Source organism: Agrobacterium sp. NPDC090273, from assembly GCF_044772305.1.
Taxonomy (GTDB): Bacteria; Pseudomonadota; Alphaproteobacteria; order Rhizobiales; family Rhizobiaceae; genus Agrobacterium.
Genome location: NZ_JBIVYN010000005.1, coordinates 242,687 through 261,435, shown reverse-complemented (window position 1 = coordinate 261,435; position 18,749 = coordinate 242,687). Strand labels below are relative to the sequence as shown.

The following is an 18,749-nucleotide window of genomic DNA, read 5'->3' as shown; positions in this document are numbered from 1 at the left end:
ATGTTATGGTCGTTTGCGGATGTTGCTGTGCTTTTCATTCCTTTACCCTTCGTTGTTGCGCTCCTTCTTGTCCTGATTTTCATTTCCTTCCTGCGAAGCAGGAGCGAACTGAAAGCCAACAGGGCGTTCCTCGCCTTGATTGCGTTTTGTGCTCTGCAGTCAGTTCTGGTCGGATTGCGTTGGGGATACGGCGTTGAGCAGGTTCGTTACATTCTGCCGGTTCTGGCGGCCTGCCTGCCGCCTTTGACCTATTCTGCTTTTTGCGGGCTGATCGGTTTGAGCGGCACCAGCCGAAATATCCTGTGGGGCGGCCTCCTGTTGTCGCCTTTGGTCGTGATCGCGCTGCTTTTCGTCTTTCCTGTCGCGATCGACTTCGCGCTGATTGTGGTCTTTGTTGGTTACGCGGTAGCCTTGCTGCTTCTGGCGCGACAGGGTCCGGATGGCTTGGATGAGGCACAGTTTGCAAGTGCCACTTCGGCGCACCGCTCTCTGGTGATTGCGGCCGTCGCCCTGTGCCTGTCCGCGGCCTTCGATCTTCTGGTCTTCCTTGATTTCGAATGGACGCGTGGGGAAAATGCGGCCGCGCTGGTCAGCAATGCCAATCTTCTCGGTTTGCTGCTGATCGGTCTGATGGCCCTTGTCGCAGGAGAAAGCAAAGCGCCTCAGCTTGCCTCTGAGCCGACGCTCGAAGCGCCGATTCATTCCACTCCATCAGAAGAGGACAGGGAGGTTCTCGAGAAGCTCGACAATCTCATGCAGGGGCAAAAACTTTATCGCGATGAAAATCTCAACCTGTCGCGACTGTCCCGCCGGTTGGGCCTGTCTGCCAGACAGATTTCCGGCGCCATCAACCGTTCCCTTGGCATCAACGTATCGCAATATGTCAATCAGCTTCGTATCCGGGAAGCCTGCCGTCAGCTCGAAGAAACCGATCAATCGGTCACGGCGATCATGTTGTCTTCGGGGTTTCAGACGAAATCCAACTTCAACCGCGAATTTCGCCGCATAACCGGCATGAGCCCGGTTGCCTGGCGCGAGCGCGAACTGTGGAAACTCGTATCGCCCAACAAAAACGGTCATCCGGAGCCAGCCGGATGACCGTTTGATCAGGCAGAAGTCGCGTGATTACAGCGTGCCGTTGCGCTGCTGGATCATCATGTAGGTGTCGTAAGTGTATTCAGCGATCTGCGCCCAGAGGTAAGCGTCCTTCTTGAAAGCCTGCTGGCTTTCATAGATTTTCTTGAAGCTTTCGTTCTTGGCAGAGATTTCGGCGTAGGTTTCCTGTGCAGCCTTGTGGCAAACGTCGAGGATTTCCTGACTGAACGGACGCAGGATGGCGCCCTGCGCGACCAGTTCCTTCAATGCCTTCGGGTTGTGCGCGTCATAGCGCTCCAGCATGGAAGCGCTACCCGCTGCGCAGGCGTCCTTGAGGATGCGCTTGTAGTTTTCCGGCAGTTCGTTGAACTTCTGCAGGTTTACGAAGGCGTGTACAGCCGGTCCACCTTCCCACCATGCCGGGTAGTAATAATACTTCGCCACCTTGTAGAAGCCGAGCTTTTGATCGTCATAGGGGCCGACGAATTCGGTGGCATCGATCGTGCCTTTTTCGAGCGCCGCATAAACATCGCCGCCGGCGATCTGCTGCGGGGTGACACCGACCTTCTGCATGACCTGGCCGGTCAGGCCGGCGATACGCATCTTCAGGCCCTTGAGGTCGTCGATAGTATTGATTTCCTTGCGGAACCAGCCACCCATCTGCGCTCCGGTGTTGCCGAGTAGAATGGAGTAGATGTTGTGCTGAGCGAGGAACTCGTTGAGCAGTTCGTTGCCACCTGCCTGGTTGAACCAGGCGTTGGTCTGGCGCGCGTTCAGACCGAAAGGAACGGACGTTCCGAGAGCAAAGGTCGGGTCCTTGCCGACGTAATAGTAGGCGCAGGTATGCGCCATTTCGACGGTTCCGGCCGTTACGGCATCGGCTGCCTGAAGCGCGGGTACGATTTCACCGCCGGCAAAGTGCTGAATGACGAAGTTGCCACCGGAAGCTTCCTTGACGTGGTCAGCGACGGTCTGGCCAGCGCCGAAAAGAATGTCGAGCCCCTTGGTGAAAGAGGACGTCATGCGCCAGGTGATCTTGGGGTTTTCCTGCGCAATAGCCGGAGCGGCGAGAGCAGTTGCGGTGACACCAGCGCCAACTGCGCCTGCCTTGCGGATAAATGATCTGCGATCCATGTCGATAAGCCTTGTACGTCTGTCAATTACAGGCGAACCGCACGGTACGCCTCCCGGGGGCTACTAATCATTTATCCTTGATGCCATCAAGAGGATATTTCTGAAAATTGCGCCCGACTTGCTTCACGCGTGAAGATTGTTGCGACAATACTGTCGCCAGACGCTTATTATCGTCAGGAACGTGCTTTTTTCAGGGCGGGATCGTCCAGCGCCGGATTATAAAACAGCGAGAGCGTGAGACTTCTGGCAATCCGTTGAGCGGTTTCCATAAACCACGCATGGGCCTCGCGACTGGGGGCGATATCGGTCAGAGTTGCGGAGAACAGATCGAGCCATTGCGGGAATAGCTCTGTCGTCATGTTTTCCACGCCAACATGGGCCTGAACCGGCTTGCCGCCATAACCGCCGTTCTTGAAGGCAACCGCGGACCAGAAGCGTTTCATCTTTCCCATGTGCTCCGGCCAGCGTCCGTCGAGGCGGGCGTTGAAAACCGGACCGAGTGTAGGATGCTGCAAAACGCGCGCGTAAAAGGTTTCCACCAGAAGGTCGATAAACTGGGCATCGACGCCGATCGCTGCCATGGCCTCTTCTGCCCGGTGCTGGATCTCCGCATTGTGTGCCGCTTTCGCGTCGAACCGTTCCTGCATGGCTTTCTCCTTTCAGCGGAATTTAGGGTGGATCTGCGCCATTCACAATGCGACCTTTCGCCATATTAGAATTATTCTAAAAATTCTTGATCTGGCGCGTAGAGAGTTGTATTTAGAATTATTCTAAAAAGGCAATTCTCATGTTTCGCAGTCTCTTTTCACTTTCCAAACGCCCGTTCTCATCATTGAGCGAACAGGAAATCCTGGCACTCGCAATATCCTCTGAGGAGGACGATTCCCGAATTTACCGGTCTTATGCCGATCATCTGCGTGGGCAATATCCGCAGTCAGCCAAAGTGTTCGACGATATGGCTGATGTCGAACAGCGCCATCGCAATGTTTTGATCGACATGCACCGTGAGCGGTTTGGAGAAACGATCCCGCTGATCCGGCGCGAGCATGTCCGGGGTTTTTACGAAAGAGCACCGGATTGGCTGGTGAAGAGCCTGTCTCTTGAGAAGGTCCGTGCTCAGGCCGAATTGATGGAGGCGCAGGCAATCCGCTTTTACGACGAGGCCTTGAAGCGCACGACTGATGCTGGGACGCGCAAGTTGCTCGGCGATCTGGCAGAGGCGGAGCGCGGTCATGAAGACATAGCGCGTATGCTCGAAGACCGGCATCTTGGCGATGACGAACGCTCGGAAGAAGAACAGACCTCCAAACGTCAGTTCCTGCTGACCTATGTTCAGCCTGGCCTGGCCGGATTAATGGATGGTTCCGTCTCCACGCTCGCTCCGATCTTTGCGGCAGCCTTTGCGACACAGGACACCTGGCAGACGTTTCTGATCGGCCTGTCAGCCTCTGTGGGTGCCGGTATTTCCATGGGCTTCACAGAAGCTGCGCATGATGATGGCAAGCTGTCGGGCCGTGGTTCTCCGTTCAAGCGCGGACTGGCATCCGGCATCATGACGGCGGTCGGTGGCCTCGGCCATGCTTTGCCTTACCTCATTCCGCATTTCTGGACGGCGACAGCCATCGCGGCCATCGTCGTTTTCGTTGAATTGTGGGCGATTGCCTTCATCCAGAACCGTTTCATGGAAACGCCGTTCCTGCGTGCCGTCTTCCAGGTCGTGCTGGGCGGCTCGCTTGTGCTGGCCGCAGGCATCATCATCGGCAACGGTTGATTGGCAAACCGCACAGCAACAAACAAAAAAGCCCGCAGCATTGCGGGCTTTTTCATCAGTGGCTGTGATGATCAGCGCAGCGCGCCGACCAGAACGTCGCGACCGTCCTCGATGGAGATCCAGCGGCCCGTGTTGAACGACGCCTGACGCTTCAGATAGGTATAGTTGGTATACGTCCAGAGCTTCACATCATCCGAAAGGTTGTCGAGAATGAAGTCTCCATCCGTCGTGCGAAGGGTGAGAACGGCGTGACCTTCTCCGTCCGGCTTGCGGACGACGGTGATCAACAGGTCCGAAACGGCAAACCCTTTTTCGATCAGCTTTTTGCGTTTCAAAAGCACGAAGTCTTCGCAATCGCCTGCCGTGGTCGGGTATTCCCAGACTTCGTCCTTGCCGTAGATTTCCTGGTCGGTCATTGCCACGATTGTGGCGTTAACGGAGGTGTTGATTTCACGAACAACGCCCCAGCCATATTCCGTCACGCGCGGTGGCGGTGTGACCTTGCTGCGAATATTGCACTCGTCGGCGTATTTCTGACAGAACTCGTAATGGCCGATTGGCTGGGAAGTAATGCCACCCGTCACCATGGAAGGGCTTCCCTTGTTCTCCGCAGATGCGGAGGCAGCAGTCATAAACCCGGCGGCAACTGCAAACAGCAGCGCACGCGCCAGTCGTGCGTTCATCATGAAACCCGTCCCTAAATTCTTAACGAAAAGTTAAGAGGCTTCAGGGGCGGGAGTCAATCATTAGCAATCATTCAACAACGGGACTCGTGAATTATGGTTAAGATCGTTGCTGAAATGCCTATCATACAAGGCTTTTGACGGCGGCCAGCATCCTGTCGATATCCTGCGGGCGTGACAGTCTATGGTCGCCATCGCGGATCAACGTCAGGACAACGTCGTCAGCCGGCAGGTGTTCAAGCAATTTCAGGGCATGCTGATAGGGGACGTCGGGGTCCTGCATGCCTTGCAGAATGTGCACCGCGCAGCCCGTGGTGATGATGCCCTTGAGCACCCGATTGTCTCGACCGTCGTCAATCAGTGCGCGAGTGAAGATATTCGGCTCGGGGCTATATTCGGAATGTTCCTCGAAATAGCCTTTCTCCTCAAGCGAGGCCTTTTCCGCATCCGAAAGGCCGGGTTCGATCAGCTCGGCAGTGAAATCGGGCGCTGGTGCAATCAGAACCATGCCGGCGACAGTGGGAGAGCCGCCAGCTTTGCGCAGTTCCTCGACCATGCGAAGTGCAATCCAGCCGCCCATCGACGAACCGATCAACACAACACGTTCGGGTGCGACATGACTAACGACGTCGAGCGCTTCTCCAAGCCAGCGGGAAATTGTGCCCTTATTGAAGTCGCCGCCGGATGCACCGTGGCCGGAATAATCCAGGCGAAGGCAAGCAATGCCGTTTTCTGCCGCAAAGCGATCCAGTTCGACCGCCTTGGTTCCCGACATGTCGGAACGATAGCCGCCGAGCCAGACAAGTGTCGGTGCTTGCGGGTTCGATGTCGCGGGACTATAGATAAACGCGATATCACGAGCATCGTCGCCGGTACCAATAGTGACGAATTCGGCAGTGTGTTCGGCCATGGAAATGTAATTCTCCTGATTTTGGTGCAACAACGGCGGCAGATTTGCAAAAACCGTGACAACAGGTGATCTTTTCGGGCAGATATGCTATTGACTTCGCCGCGGCAATAACGACATTTCCGCCGCTTGCAACTGAACAAGCTGTTTTTTGCTGACGTGATCCAGAAACAGATCAGGAGAATACGACCATTCGCAGACCTTTCAAAGCCGATGCCCCCGTCAAGGAGGGCCCGCGCTCCAACCGGGAAATTCGGGTTCCCAGAGTTCAGCTTATTGATGAAGAGGGCCAGAACCTCGGCGCGATGCCGACGGATCAGGCATTGAAACTGGCGGAGGAGGCCGGTCTCGATCTCGTTGAGATTTCGCCGAACGCTGAACCGCCGGTGTGCAAGATCCTCGATCTCGGTAAACTGAAGTACGCGACCCAGAAAAAGGCCGCTGAAGCGCGCAAGAAACAGAAGATCGTTGAGGTCAAGGAAATCAAGATGCGCCCCAACATCGACACCCATGACTATGAGGTGAAGATGAAGGCGATGAGTCGTTTCTTTGAAGACGGCGACAAGGTGAAGGTAACGCTGAAGTTCCGTGGCCGCGAAATGGCCCACCAGGAACTCGGCATGAAACTTCTCCTGCAGGTTAAGGAAGATACCCAGGTCATCGCCAAGGTGGAAGCCGAGCCGAAGCTGGAAGGCCGTCAGATGATGATGGTGCTTGCGCCGAAGTAATACGGCATCCTTGCGGGGAAGTTTTTATTCCCCGTTGCGCTTTTCCATAACTGCGGTTATAAGCGCGCGTTCCGAACGGTCCGGCAGGGCATGCCGAGGCCGTTCTTAATGCTTGAAACTTGGCCTCGTCTGCCTGGTTCATACAAAAAATGGAGTAGCAAAATGCCCAAGATGAAGACGAAGTCCGCTGCTAAGAAGCGGTTCAAGATCACTGCAACCGGCAAGGTTGTTGCAGCTGCTGCCGGCAAGCGCCACGGCATGATCAAGCGTACCAACAAGTTCATTCGCGACGCGCGTGGAACCATGGTTCTCGCCGAAGCTGACGGCAAAAAGGTCGTCAAGAACTACCTGCCGAACGGTCTCTAAGACTTTTCCGCATTTTTGGACACTTTAAGGAGATCATGACATGGCACGCGTAAAACGTGGCGTAACTTCCCGCGCCAAGCACACCAAGACACTCAAGGCAGCCAAGGGCTTCTACGGCCGCCGCAAGAACACCATCCGCGCAGCAAAGGCTGCTGTGGATCGTTCCAAGCAGTACGCTTATCGCGACCGTAAGGTCAACAAGCGCAACTTCCGCGCTCTGTGGATCCAGCGTATCAACGCTGCTGTTCGCGAATTCGGCCTGACTTACGGCCGCTTCATCGACGGTCTGAACAAGGCTGGCATCGAAGTTGACCGCAAGGTTCTGTCCGACATGGCTATCCATGAGCCGGCAGCATTCGGCGCGCTCGTTGAAGCAGCGAAGAAGGCTCTTGAGTACCTCAAGGATGCTGGTACGACCAACGAGTTTGAATCCGCTGTAAAGTAATTACGGCGCGGACAATCTGTTGTTCATTTGAAACCCGCGCCGGTACACCGGCGCGGGTTTTTTATTTTTGGGTTGGGCGGGGCAGAAGACATGTTGGGTGCCGCAAGCGAGACGGAAAAGGCCGAAGGTTTTCATGTTCATCTGGGGGACGCAGATATTGCGGCCCTGATGCAGGCCCTCTTGCAGAGCAAGGGGCGTATTCAAAAGCTGCAACTGCCCAGCCTCACGGTCTGGATCAAGCGCCACGGCACGGAAAAACTGTCCGCGTGGATCAAGCTTCAGAGCTTTCTTGCCAAGCTGCTGCCTTATACCTTCATGCGTCCGTCGCCCCCTCTGGATGGTGCGGGTTTGATGCGCCGCGAGATCGAAACGATGCAGGTGTTCAGGGCCAAGGGTTTTCCGGTCCCCCCGATCATTTATTCCTCCAAGACCGCCGTTGTGCTTGGTGACGTAGGCCAGACGCTGGCTGAACGGATGGATGGATTGAAGGGAAGGGCTCCGCAGGACCATGACGCGTTGCTGGTCAAATCCGCCACGGCACTCGGGGAACTGCATGCCGCCGACCTCTGCCACGGTCGACCCCATGTTCGAGACTTCTTCCTTGAAAACGACCGTGTCGGTTTCATGGATTTCGAAGAGCGTCCACAGGATGTCATGCCGCTTCAGACCGCGCAGGCGCGTGATGTCTGGCTGCTCTTTTTGCAGGTCGCTACACGCGCCTGCAATTCTTCGGCAACCTGTGATGCGGCCTTTGCCGGCTGGTACAGAAACGCGCCCGCCGCCACCGTTGAGGAATTACGCCGTCTGGTCGACATTCTCGGGCGATTTTTACCCCTTGCCCGGTTGATTGGGCGCGTACGGATGGGTAGTGATCTGCGACGCTTTATCATGGCGACCGACTATCTGATGAATGCTGTGAAACCCGAAGCCGCCGGGAAAGCTCTCGGCGAGGCAGGAAAAAATGACTGAACTTGATACCTTGAAATCGCAATTGATGTCGGAGATCGCCGTCGCCGCAGATGAGGCGGCTATCGAGGCCGTGCGCGTATCCGCACTGGGCAAGAAGGGCTCGGTTTCGGAGCTTCTCAAGACGCTTGGTTCGATGACCCCGGAAGAGCGCCAGACACGCGGCGCCGCCATCAACCAACTCAAGAACGAAATCACCGACCTGATCGGCGAACGCAAGAGCGCCCTGAAGGATGCCGCCATTGCCGCGCGTCTCAAGGCTGAAACGGTCGATGTCAGCCTTCCCGTTCGCCAGTCGCCTGCAGAACGTGGTCGCATTCATCCGATCAGCCAGATCGTCGATGAAATCACCGCCATTTTCGCCGATATGGGTTTCTCCATTGCCGAAGGCCCGGATATCGAGACGGACTATTACAACTTCACGGCACTGAACTTCCCTGAGGGACATCCGGCCCGCGAAATGCACGACACCTTCTTCTTCCAGCCGGATGAAAAGGGTGAGCGCAAGGTACTGCGCACACACACCTCGCCGGTTCAGGTGCGCACCATGGAAAGCCAGAAGCCGCCGATCCGCATTGTCATTCCAGGCAAGACCTATCGCCAGGATTCGGACGCGACCCACTCGCCGATGTTTCATCAGGTTGAGGGCCTAGTGATCGACAAGAAGGCGCATGTCGGCAACCTTCGCTGGATTCTCGAAGAGTTCTGCAAGACCTTCTTTGAGGTGGACAGTGTCGTCATGCGTTTCCGCCCGTCCTTCTTCCCCTTCACGGAACCGTCCTTCGAAGTCGATATCCAGTGTGATCGCTCCGGTCCTATCGTCAAGTTCGGTGAAGGCAACGACTGGATGGAAATCCTTGGCTGCGGCATGGTGCATCCAAATGTTCTGCGCGCCGGTGGTTTGGACCCGGACGAGTACCAGGGTTTTGCCTGGGGCATGGGTCTCGACCGCATCGCCATGCTGAAATACGGCATGCCGGACCTGCGCGATTTCTTCAACGCCGATGTTCGCTGGATGAACCACTACGGCTTCCGCCCGCTCGATATGCCGACGCTGTTCGGCGGCCTGAGCGTTTGATCGGTTAAGTCGAGGAGTAAGATACATGAAATTCACACTCTCCTGGCTGAAAGAGCATCTTGAAACCGATGCCTCTCTGGAACAGATCTGCGAGCGCCTGACCGCCATCGGTCTTGAGGTCGAGGATGTCGACGACAAGGCGGCTTACAAGCCGTTCGTGATCGCCAAGGTTCTGACGGCTGAAAAACATCCTGAAGCCGACCGTCTCAAGGTTCTTTCCGTTGATGCGGGTGACGGCAAGCCGGTGCAGATCGTCTGCGGTGCGCCAAACGCGCGCGCCGGTCTCGTCGGTGCGTTGGCACGTCCGGGCACCTATGTTCCGGGCATCGATGTCACGCTGTCGGTTGGCAAGATCCGTGGTGTCGAAAGCTACGGCATGATGTGCTCGGAAAAAGAACTCAACATTTCCGAGGATCACAACGGCATCATCGACCTGCCGGAAGATGCACCTGTCGGCACGTCATTCGCGTCTTATGCCGGTCTCGACGATCCGGTCATCGAGATCAACCTGACGCCGAACCGCCCGGACTGCACCTCGATCTTCGGTATTGCCCGCGATCTGGCGGCATCTGGCCTCGGTACACTCAAGACCCCGTCCGCGCCGTCGTTCAAGGTCGAAGGCAACACGCCGGTCGACGTGAAGCTGGAACTGGACGATGCGGCGCTCTGCCCAGGCTTTTCGCTGCGCATCGTGCGTGGCGTCAAGAATGGCCCGAGCCCGAAGTGGATGCAGGCACGCCTTTCCGCCATTGGTCTCCGTCCGATCAATGCTCTGGTGGACATCACCAACTACATGACCTTTGACCAGGGCCGTCCGATGCACGTCTTCGACGCCGCCAAGGTCAAGGGAGACCTCGTGGTGCGCCGTGCGAAAGAGGGTGAAACCATCCTCGCGCTCGACCAGCGTGAATACAAGCTCGGCCCTGCCAATGTGGTCATCGCTGACGACAACGGTCTGGAATCCATCGGCGGCGTCATGGGTGGCGAACACTCCGGCTGCGATGAGAACACCGTTGACGTACTGATCGAATCCGCGCTTTGGGACCCGATCAACATTGCCAAAACAGGCCGCTCGCTCGGTATCATCACCGATGCACGCTACCGTTTCGAGCGTGGCGTCGATCCGGAATATATGGTCCCGGGTCTGGAGCGCACGACGCAACTGGTGCTGGAACTGTGCGGTGGTGTTGCCGGCGAAGCCAAGGTTGTCGGGTACAAGGGCTACCAGCCAAAGGTGGTTGACTTCCCGCTTTCCGAAGTCAAGCGCCTGACCGGTCTGGAAGTTTCGACCGAAGAAAGCTTGACCATTCTCAAAGGCCTCGGCTTTGCCGTCGAAGGTTCTGGCGAGCGTGTCAAGGTTTCGGTTCCGTCATGGCGCCCGGACGTGGACGGCAAGGCTGACCTCGTTGAAGAGGTCATGCGCATTCATGGCGTGGACAACATCAAGCCAGAGCCGCTGGAAAGCTTCGGCGCCGTCAATGGCCGCATCCTGACCACGCTGCAGATCCGCACCCGCACTGCGCGGCGCGCACTGGCAAGCCGTGGCATGCTGGAAGCTGTGACCTGGTCCTTCATTCCTGAGGCACAGGCAAAGCTGTTCGGTGGCGGTTTGCCCGCATTGAAGCTCGCCAACCCGATTGCCGCCGATATGTCCGACATGCGGCCTTCGCTGCTGCCAGGCTTGTTGACGGCTGCTCAGCGCAATGCCGACAAGGGTTATGGTGATGTGGCGATCTTTGAGGTCTCCGGCACCTACGAGGGCGATACGCCCGAAACTCAGCGTCGTGTAGCTGGCGGCGTTCGCCGCGGCACGGCATCGCTGGCTGGTGCGGGCCGTATGTGGTCCAACGCTGCCAAAGGTGGCGGCAAGCCGGTCGACGTCTATGATGCCAAGGCTGATGCTTTGGCCGTGATTGAAGCCTGCGGTCTGCCAATGGCCAATGTCCAGATCGAAGCCGGTACACCGGGTTGGTATCATCCGGGTCGTTCAGGCACGATCAAGATGGGCCCGAAGGTCATTCTCGGTTACTTCGGTGAATTCCACCCGAAGACGCTTGGCGAACTGGATGTTTCAGGCGTTTATGCCGGTTTCGAAATTTATCTCGACGCGATGGCCGAGCCGAAGAAGAAGCCGACGCGTACCAAGCCTGCGCTTGATCTTTCGCCTTTCCAGGCGGTGAAGCGCGATTTCGCTTTCGTGGTCGACAAGTCGGTTGAGGCTGGTGCCATCATCAAGGCGGCAACCAGCGCAGACCGCAAGCTGGTGACCGGCGTGAATGTTTTCGACGTTTTCGAGGGCGCATCCCTTGGTGAAAACAAGAAGTCGATCGCCATCGAGGTTCAGATCCAGCCGGTCGACAAGACCCTGACGGATGAGGATTTCGAAGCCTTGACCGCAAAGATCGTCGGCAACGTCGAGAAGACGACGGGCGGCGTGTTGCGCGCCTGAGCCGAAGTCAATCAATGAAAGAAAGCCGCGGACGCAATGTCCGCGGCTTTTTTATTGGAGCCAAGTGACTTGGCCCGATGATTATCGGCTTGTCATCTTGGAAAGTTGTTCCGGATATCGTCCACCGGCCACCTTGGATGGCGCGAGAAGCTCGCCGAGTTTGCGGCTTTCGTCCTTCGTCAGCGTGACATCCGCGGCAGCGACGTTGGTTTCCAGATTGGCGATCTTCGTGGTGCCGGGGATTGGCACGATGAAATCGCCCTGAGCCATGACCCAGGCGAGCGCCAGTTGACCGGCCGTCACACCTTTTTCGGCAGCCATTTCTTCCAGCAGCGAAACGAGCGCCAGATTTGCATCGAAATTTTCTGCCTGGAAGCGCGGCAGGGAGCGACGGAAATCGTTATCCGACAGCCCGTCGAGTTTCTTCAGTGAGCCGGTCAGGACGCCCCGACCCAAAGGGCTGAACGGCACAAAACCGATGCCCAGTTCGCGGCAGGTATCCAGCACGCCGTTTTCCTCCACATCACGGGTCCACAACGAGTATTCGCTCTGGATCGCGGCGATTGGGTGAACTGAGTGTGCTTTGCGAAGCGTTTCGGCGCTTGCTTCCGACAGGCCGAGATGTTTGACCTTCCCCTCACGAACGAGTTCTGCCATGGCGCCCACCGTATCCTCGATCGGGACGTTCGGATCGACGCGATGCTGGTAGAACAGGTCGATGACATCAACGCCAAGGCGCTTGAGCGACGCTTCCGCAACAGCGCGCACGTTCTCGGGGCGACTATCGGTGCCCACCATCATCTGCCCTGCAGGTTTGGTGGCATCGATCTTGAAGCCGAACTTGGTGGCGATGACAACCTGATCGCGGTAGGGCTTCAAGCCCTTGCCGACAAGGATCTCGTTGTTATAGGGGCCATAAACTTCGGCGGTGTCGAAAAAGGTAACCCCGAGTTCGACGGCACGGTGCAGCGTGGCAATGGCGCTGCTCTCGTCGCCAGCCGGGCTGTAGGCATGGGTCATGCCCATGCAGCCGAGGCCAAGTGCCGAAACCGAGAGGTTGTTTCCAAGAGTTCTTTTTTTCATCTGTTCGTCCTTCCACAAGGGAGCCGCCCTGTCGTGAGGGCGTGACGTCAAATTAACGTCCCGCAGCGCTAAAAATAATCGCTGCAAATCCGGGCAGGTTGTTCTAAATAATAGAACAATGAACCGCATTCAGCTATCGCAACTGGCCGTATTGGCGGCCGTCGCCGAAGGTCGCAGCTTCCGCAACGCGGCTGCTGAACTTGGCATCGCACCATCCGCTGTCAGCCATGCAGTCTCGACGCTGGAAGAAAGCCTGGGTTTGCGCCTTCTGCACCGCACCACACGCAGCGTTTCGCCCACAGAGGAGGGGAGGCGCTTGCTGGAGACGCTGGCTCCCGCCTTGGCCGATATCGATGCGGTCATCGATACGCTTGCCGAGCATGGCGGCCGCCCCGCCGGGCCGTTACGCGTCACACTACCACGCCTTGCGGCGGAAGATCTGCTGATGCCGCGCATCAGCGAGTTTCTCGGTCTTTATCCTGACATCGCGCTGGAAATCTCCACCGACGACCGTTTTGAAGACATCGTTGCCAAAGGGTTTGATGCGGGCCTGCGGCTAGGTGAAAATCTGGAGGCGGATATGATTGCCGTGCGTGCCAGCGGTCCGTGGCGCGGCGCAATTGTCGCGTCACCCGGCTATTTCGACAATCATTCTGTGCCACTTCATCCCCGTGATTTGATGCAGCACCGCTGTATCCGCCGCCGCTTTTCCAGTGGTCGGATCTATCGCTGGGAATTGGAAAAGGACGGGCGGTCGTTGGTGGTGGACGTGCAAGGACCACTGATCCTGTCTGATCAGAGCCTCATCCGCCGCGCCGCCATTGACGGGGCAGGCCTCGCCTTCGTTTTCGAACAGCGCATCGAAGAGGATATCAAGGCAGGCAGACTTGTCGGTGTGCTGGGCGACTGGTGTGCACCCTTTGACGGCTTCTACATTTATTATCCCTCGCGTCGGCAGATGCGTCCGGCGCTGAGGGCTTTTGTGGATTTTTTCCGCTACAAGGCCTAGATCAAAACTTGACGCGATAGCGGATGTGCCCGTCGCTCTTCACGTAGCTGTCGTAAAGCTTGCGGGCTTGGGCGTTGTCTTCATTGGTGTGCCAATAGAGTCGAGACCAGCCTTTTTCCTTGCAGATGGCAATCAGATCGTCCATCAGCGCGCGCCCGATACCCTTTCCGCGGATCGTTTCGTCAATAAACAGGTCCTCCAGATAACAGTCGGGTGTCTTGACCCAGGTCGAGTCGTGGAAATGATGAATGGCAAAACCGACGGGTTTATCATCCAGCACCGCAAGGCGCATGGAGACCCGCGAGGCGGGATCGATGATCCGCTCCCAGGTATGAGCCGTCACATCCTCGGCGAGATTGACCCTGTAGAAGGCCAGATAATCAGCCCATAGCCGCAGCCAGTCTGCATGATCCTGGCTGCGGGCATCACGAATTGTCAGTGCCATTTCACGCACCAGCCTTGTCGAGCAACGTCATCATCTCGTCGGTGAGGTCGAGATTGACGGCACGCTTGAAGCTTTCAAGCTGGGAAAGGCTTGTCGCGCTGGCAATCGGCGCCGTCACAGCCGGTTTGCGCAGCAGCCACGCCAGGGCGATGTCTGCAAGCTTTGCACCTGTTTCCACGGCAATGGTGTCCATGGCGCCGAGAACCGCAAGGCCGCGAGCATTGACGTATTCACCGACACGATAACTGCGCGCAACACCTTCCGTATCGGCCTTGTTGCGATATTTGCCGGTGAGGAAGCCCGCCGCAAGGCTGTAATAGTTGATGACGCCGATGTCTTCCCTGACGCAGAGATCGGCCAGCGGGCCTTCGAAGGCGGCACGGTTGTAGAGGTTATACTCTGGCTGAAGAACATCGTAACGCGGCAGATCGGTTTTGGCTGCGACGTCGAGCGACTGCTGAAGCTGCGCGGCATCATAGTTTGAGCAACCGATGGAGCGGATCTTGCCTTGTTCTTTCAGCTTGGCGAAGGCACCGAGCGTCTCCTCCAGCGGCACGTCCGCGTCTGGTTTATGGGCGAGATAGAGATCGATGTAATCGGTCTGAAGGCGTCGTAGTGAATCGTCCACGGCCTGTGCGATCCACGCGGCGCTGAGGCCGGTCTTGCGTTCGTTGTTGTCGAAGCCGACCTTGGTGACGATTACTGCGTCTTCACGCTTCACGGAACTCTGTTTCAACCATTTGCCGATGATCGCCTCGGACTCACCGCCCTGGTGGCCTGGAACCCATGCGGAGTAGACGTCTGCCGTGTCGATGGCGTTGAAACCGGCGTCGAAAAAAGCATCGAGAAGCTGGAAGGATGTCTTTTCATCCGCCGTCCACCCGAAGACATTGCCACCAAATACGATCGGGGCGACGGAAAGACCTGTGCGGCCAAGTGCGCGTTTTTCCACGGAGAAACTCCCTATTGCTTTGAAAATCGGGGCGAAGTTAGCAACTGCAGTCAGGGATAACCATTCAATTCGGCTGATGGTTTCCATCACGGTGCGAATGATGGGGAACGAACCTAACCGTGCAGGTGGCGAAAATGGCTGGGCGAATGGGTATTGTGCTGTTGCCAGACCCGCCTGAAATGCCGCGCCGAGGAAAACCCTGTTTTCTCGGCAATGGCTTCCATGCCGAGACGCGTATGACTGAGAATTTCGCGGGCAAGATTAATCCGCATGAGGTTGACGTAATCGATCACGCCCATGCCGGCGTGGTCGCGAAACAGACGGGATAGATGGCGTTCGCTGAGTGCGGCGACATCGGCCAGTTCCTCCAGCGTCCAGTTGTTTGCCGGCTCCGCCATGACCCTGTCCTGAACCCTGTGAATGGCGGGATGGATATGATTGCGGCCGGTAAACCACGGGGAAATTTGTGGATCATTACCGCTGCGTCTCAGGTAGATCACCATGGTCTTGGCAATGCGCGTGGCCACAGAGGGTGATGTCATCTGCGAAACGATATGCAGCAGAAGATCGATGCCGGTTGAAATGCCGGCACTGGAGAAGCGTTTTCCACTCTGGACGAACAGGCGGTTTTCAACGACCTGAGACAGCGGTGCAATCCGGCGCAATTCCTCAAGGCAGTCTGCGTGGGTCGTGCAGCTAAGACCATCGAACAACCCTGCTTCGCCAGCAAGCAGAGCGCCTGAGCAGATCGAAATGACCGTCGTGTCCGCCCGCGTTGTACGGCGTAGCCAGTTCGAAAGAGTTCGCTTTTCCCGTTCGGCAGCCGGTTCTCCGTCGAACCGTGATCGGGCGCCGGAGATCAGCACAAAGGCATTGTCGGGAAGACTGTCTGGCAAAGCCTCCAACCCGCAAATGCCAAGGCCGATGGATGAGGACTGCACCGAATGGGCGGCGATGTAGTGACAATCGAAACGGATATCGCTCTGTGCCTCATTGGCGTAGCGAATGACTTCCAGCGGTCCGGCAATATCCAGCAAAAGGGCGTGCGGCGGCACAACGGTGTAGAACGGAATGATATGCGTGCCGCCGTGATCCATCATGCAGCCTTGTGTGGGGTTTCGAGTGCTCCCTCGACGGTGGTAATGCGGGCGAAACGTCCGGCCAGAACCAGTTCGGTACGGGTGCGGATATCCTTTGCGGTGAACGTTGCGCCGGATGAATGTGTCATCGGGAAAGTCAATGTGGCTTCCGTCACATAATTGACGCTGTAGCCAAGGTCGGAAGCGTGCCGGGTCGTGGTTTCGCAGCATTGTTCGGTACGGATGCCGGAGACGATGAGGCTGTTGATGCCGCTCTTCGTCAACCAGATATCGAGGCCAGTCCCGGCAAATGCCGAATGGCGGCTCTTGTGAAAGATGACCGAAGGGGTAAGGCGCAAACCCTCGAAGGTGCGGACATAACCGCTCTCTTGCGAAAACGCTCTGTCGCCGTCGACATGAAATATCTGTACGACAGGAATACCCGCAGCCTGTGCGCCGTCGATCAACGCCTGCTGTTTGCCGAGGAAGGCTGAAACTTCGCTGTCATCGAAATAGGGCGCGTGCCGAAAGGACTCTTGTACATCGATCACGAGCAGTGCCGTATTCAGAAGGGACATTTTGTGGTCTCCATGGTTTCTATCCATAGCAGAATGTTCCATTGAAAACACGTGCGAAAGCATTGGAGCCGCCGAAGAAGGGACAAATTCGGACATTTATGCGATGGTGTTCGTTTCGTGCCGCCTTGTCAGCATGGCGGGGGGTGATAAGGTCGGCTGCAAAGCTTTCCACAGGAGGTATCAATGCTGCGTTTCGGAATAATCTCGACGGCGAAGATCGCTCAGGATCACGTTATTCCGGCAATACAGGACGCGCGAGATTGCGTTGTGACGGCCATCGCCAGCCGCGATCTCGGCAAAGCCCGCAGCGTTGCCGATCGCTTTTCGGCGCCACATGCTTTCGGTACTTATGAAGAGATGCTCGCATCAGATGTTATCGACGCTGTCTACATCCCGCTGCCGACATCTCAGCATGTCGAATGGACAATCAAGGCCGCAGAGGCCGGCAAACATGTTTTGTGCGAAAAGCCAATCGCTCTTAACGCGCAGGAAATCGACAGCCTGATCGCTGCGCGCGATCGCAACGGCGTGGTTATCTCCGAAGCCTTTATGGTGACCTACGCGCCGGTTTGGCAGAAGGTGAAGGATTTGTTGGCGGAAGGCTCGATTGGCACGCTGAAACACGTGCAGGGAGCATTCAGCTACTTCAACCGAGACCCGGGCAACATGCGCAATATTCCGGAACTTGGAGGTGGGGCCTTGCCTGATATTGGCGTCTACCCAACAATTGTCACCCGCTTTGCAACGGGCGCCGAACCGCAGCGGGTGCAGGCGAGCGTAGAGCGGGACAAGGAATTTGGTACGGATATCTATTCCAGCGTTCGTGCAGATTTCGGTGATTTCGAGCTCAGCTTCTACCTCGCGACGCAACTCGCTGCCCGTCAGGTCATGGTATTTCACGGCACGGATGGCTACATTGAGGTCAAGTCTCCCTTTAACGCCAACCGCTGGGGCGCCGAGGAGATCGAATTGACAAATCAGGCGCACAGCCAGTCACAAATCTTCCGTTTTCAGGATAGCCGTCAATACAAACTCGAAGCCGAGGCATTCGCCCGTGCTGTGAGGGGCGAGGGTGAGATTGTCAGCCTGGAAAGCTCAAAGAAAAATCAGCTCTTCATTGATGCCATCTACCGCGCCGGCGAAAAGGACGGTTGGGAGCGGGTTTAATCCGCCCCGGCCGTGTGTCTTTTGCACACACGCGAATAACCGATCAGGGCGAGTGCTAAACCGGACATCGCGGAAAGCGCCAGCGTTATGAGCGGCTGCAGCAGCGGATTTTGTGCCTGGAGAAGCACAAACAGGCCGATGCCCATAAGTCGGGACAACAGCGTGAGCGTGTTTTTCAGAAAGCGGCTGACCGTCGCTGACGGCTTGTTCGATCGATTGAGGAGCATGGTGGTGACCATGCCGGTGATGGCGCCGGGCAGGCGCGCGATCATCGGATCGAAAGTCGAGCCAAGAAACAGCAGTGCAGTGATGAGAAGATCGACGCTCAGGCCACTGCATTCAGCCAGCGCGAAACGCGACGGTCTCACGGACGCGCGCTCTTCGGTGCCATTACAGCGTTGGCTCGGAAATACGCGGACGCTGCAGGACCAGAAGACTGATGATAACGCTGATGACACCGAAGTTGTAGCCAGCCAGAGCCGTCAGAAGCGACATCACCGGTACAGCGGCAGCCGAGGTCGCCATCGCAACCAGATAGGTGCCGACAAGCATCAGGCAGATGAAAACGATGCTGAATACGGAGCGCAACGCGACGGCGGTTACGCCCAGGATTGTGGCGGTAAGAAAGATCATTGGCCACCTCCTCTTTGGTTGTCGGGCTCGATGAGAGACGTAGCCCTCATTCCCTAAAGAACCCTTGTTTTCTCCTCCATCCTCCATTTTGGAACGCTCTGGTTGAGAATATGGTTTCATCGCTGTTAAAATGCAGGGGGAATCGCGGCATTTCCGAATCGGTCGGCTTTGGTTACAAACG

General features: G+C 56.9%; 20 protein-coding genes and 1 pseudogene. 10 read left to right on the top strand and 11 right to left on the bottom strand.

The features are described from left to right. Nucleotides 1–27 precede the first annotated feature (27 nt). A pseudogene (locus ACIQT8_RS15600) lies at nt 28–1,162 on the top strand (helix-turn-helix transcriptional regulator). Here the strand turns inward: ACIQT8_RS15600 and ACIQT8_RS15595 are convergent. Further along, nucleotides 1,126–2,229, bottom strand: a complete 1,104-nt coding sequence (locus ACIQT8_RS15595) for a TRAP transporter substrate-binding protein (protein ID WP_138794293.1) — start codon at nt 2,227–2,229, stop codon at nt 1,126–1,128. The pseudogene ACIQT8_RS15600 and the gene ACIQT8_RS15595 overlap by 37 nt on opposite strands. Before the next feature lie 173 nt (nt 2,230–2,402). After that, nucleotides 2,403–2,876: a group III truncated hemoglobin gene (locus ACIQT8_RS15590; protein WP_400966839.1), complete on the bottom strand. Its 474-nt coding sequence runs from the start codon at nt 2,874–2,876 to the stop codon at nt 2,403–2,405. A 140-nt stretch (nt 2,877–3,016) separates the two neighbouring features. Here ACIQT8_RS15590 and mbfA point away from each other — a divergent pair, with 140 nt between their 5' ends. Continuing rightward, nucleotides 3,017–4,000: an iron exporter MbfA gene (gene mbfA / locus ACIQT8_RS15585; RefSeq protein ID WP_400966836.1), complete on the top strand. Its 984-nt coding sequence runs from the start codon at nt 3,017–3,019 to the stop codon at nt 3,998–4,000. A gap of 71 nt (nt 4,001–4,071) precedes the next feature. Here mbfA and ACIQT8_RS15580 read toward each other — a convergent pair whose 3' ends face one another. Beyond that, a complete protein-coding gene (locus ACIQT8_RS15580) occupies nt 4,072–4,686 on the bottom strand; it encodes a transglutaminase-like cysteine peptidase (protein ID WP_400966834.1) in 615 nt (204 codons plus the stop codon). A 121-nt stretch (nt 4,687–4,807) separates the two neighbouring features. Beyond that, nucleotides 4,808–5,593 (bottom strand): alpha/beta hydrolase, encoded by a 786-nt coding sequence (locus ACIQT8_RS15575; protein WP_400966831.1) that lies wholly within the window; start codon nt 5,591–5,593, stop codon nt 4,808–4,810. Nucleotides 5,594–5,781: 188 nt separating this feature from the next. Here ACIQT8_RS15575 and infC point away from each other — a divergent pair, with 188 nt between their 5' ends. The 6 genes from infC to pheT all read left to right on the top strand — a co-directional run bounded on the left by infC (nt 5,782) and on the right by pheT (nt 11,622). Next, nucleotides 5,782–6,318, top strand: coding sequence for a translation initiation factor IF-3 (infC, locus tag ACIQT8_RS15570; RefSeq protein WP_138794298.1), 537 nt, complete (start codon nt 5,782–5,784; stop codon nt 6,316–6,318). A 162-nt stretch (nt 6,319–6,480) separates the two neighbouring features. Beyond that, nucleotides 6,481–6,684 (top strand): 50S ribosomal protein L35, encoded by a 204-nt coding sequence (gene rpmI / locus ACIQT8_RS15565; RefSeq protein ID WP_003493355.1) that lies wholly within the window; start codon nt 6,481–6,483, stop codon nt 6,682–6,684. 40 nt (nt 6,685–6,724) lie between these two features. Next, nucleotides 6,725–7,129, top strand: coding sequence for a 50S ribosomal protein L20 (gene rplT, locus ACIQT8_RS15560; RefSeq protein WP_138794299.1), 405 nt, complete (start codon nt 6,725–6,727; stop codon nt 7,127–7,129). Nucleotides 7,130–7,219: 90 nt separating this feature from the next. Further along, nucleotides 7,220–8,098: a phosphotransferase gene (locus ACIQT8_RS15555; protein ID WP_138794300.1), complete on the top strand. Its 879-nt coding sequence runs from the start codon at nt 7,220–7,222 to the stop codon at nt 8,096–8,098. Beyond that, complete coding sequence (gene pheS, locus ACIQT8_RS15550; protein WP_400966826.1) at nt 8,091–9,173, top strand: phenylalanine--tRNA ligase subunit alpha; 1,083 nt, start codon at nt 8,091–8,093, stop codon at nt 9,171–9,173. Before ACIQT8_RS15555 ends, pheS begins: the two co-directional genes overlap by 8 nt. Nucleotides 9,174–9,198: 25 nt before the next feature. Beyond that, on the top strand, nt 9,199–11,622 hold the full coding sequence (gene pheT, locus ACIQT8_RS15545; protein WP_400966824.1) for a phenylalanine--tRNA ligase subunit beta: 2,424 nt from the start codon (nt 9,199–9,201) through the stop codon (nt 11,620–11,622). 81 nt (nt 11,623–11,703) lie between these two features. On the opposite strand, the gene ACIQT8_RS15540 is transcribed toward pheT, so the two are convergent. Next, the gene (locus ACIQT8_RS15540; protein ID WP_400966821.1) at nt 11,704–12,705 is read right to left on the bottom strand and encodes an aldo/keto reductase; all 1,002 of its coding nucleotides are present in this window, start codon (nt 12,703–12,705) and stop codon (nt 11,704–11,706) included. Nucleotides 12,706–12,823: 118 nt separating this feature from the next. Between ACIQT8_RS15540 and ACIQT8_RS15535 the strand changes: the two genes are divergently transcribed. Next, nucleotides 12,824–13,714 carry a LysR family transcriptional regulator gene (locus ACIQT8_RS15535; protein WP_400966818.1) on the top strand — a complete coding sequence of 297 codons (891 nt, stop codon included), beginning with the start codon at nt 12,824–12,826 and terminating at the stop codon, nt 13,712–13,714. 1 nt (nt 13,715) lies between these two features. Here ACIQT8_RS15535 and ACIQT8_RS15530 read toward each other — a convergent pair whose 3' ends face one another. From ACIQT8_RS15530 to ACIQT8_RS15515, 4 genes are all read right to left on the bottom strand, one after another. Next, nucleotides 13,716–14,159, bottom strand: a complete 444-nt coding sequence (locus ACIQT8_RS15530; RefSeq protein ID WP_400966815.1) for a GNAT family N-acetyltransferase — start codon at nt 14,157–14,159, stop codon at nt 13,716–13,718. Between the two features lies 1 nt (nt 14,160). Further along, the gene (locus ACIQT8_RS15525; RefSeq protein WP_400966812.1) at nt 14,161–15,111 is read right to left on the bottom strand and encodes an aldo/keto reductase; all 951 of its coding nucleotides are present in this window, start codon (nt 15,109–15,111) and stop codon (nt 14,161–14,163) included. 113 nt (nt 15,112–15,224) lie between these two features. After that, entirely contained in the window at nt 15,225–16,208 is a 984-nt protein-coding gene (locus ACIQT8_RS15520; protein ID WP_400967176.1) for a GlxA family transcriptional regulator, read from the bottom strand. Beyond that, nucleotides 16,208–16,768, bottom strand: coding sequence for a cysteine hydrolase family protein (locus ACIQT8_RS15515; RefSeq protein WP_400966809.1), 561 nt, complete (start codon nt 16,766–16,768; stop codon nt 16,208–16,210). Before ACIQT8_RS15515 ends, ACIQT8_RS15520 begins: the two co-directional genes overlap by 1 nt. A 183-nt stretch (nt 16,769–16,951) precedes the next feature. Here ACIQT8_RS15515 and ACIQT8_RS15510 point away from each other — a divergent pair, with 183 nt between their 5' ends. Continuing rightward, complete coding sequence (locus tag ACIQT8_RS15510; RefSeq protein ID WP_400966806.1) at nt 16,952–17,935, top strand: Gfo/Idh/MocA family protein; 984 nt, start codon at nt 16,952–16,954, stop codon at nt 17,933–17,935. Here the strand turns inward: ACIQT8_RS15510 and ACIQT8_RS15505 are convergent. Continuing rightward, nucleotides 17,932–18,303 carry a hypothetical protein gene (locus ACIQT8_RS15505; RefSeq protein WP_400966803.1) on the bottom strand — a complete coding sequence of 124 codons (372 nt, stop codon included), beginning with the start codon at nt 18,301–18,303 and terminating at the stop codon, nt 17,932–17,934. The genes ACIQT8_RS15510 and ACIQT8_RS15505 overlap by 4 nt on opposite strands. Nucleotides 18,304–18,325: 22 nt before the next feature. Beyond that, entirely contained in the window at nt 18,326–18,568 is a 243-nt protein-coding gene (locus ACIQT8_RS15500; RefSeq protein ID WP_138794310.1) for a hypothetical protein, read from the bottom strand. Between the last annotated feature and the right edge of the window lie 181 nt (nt 18,569–18,749).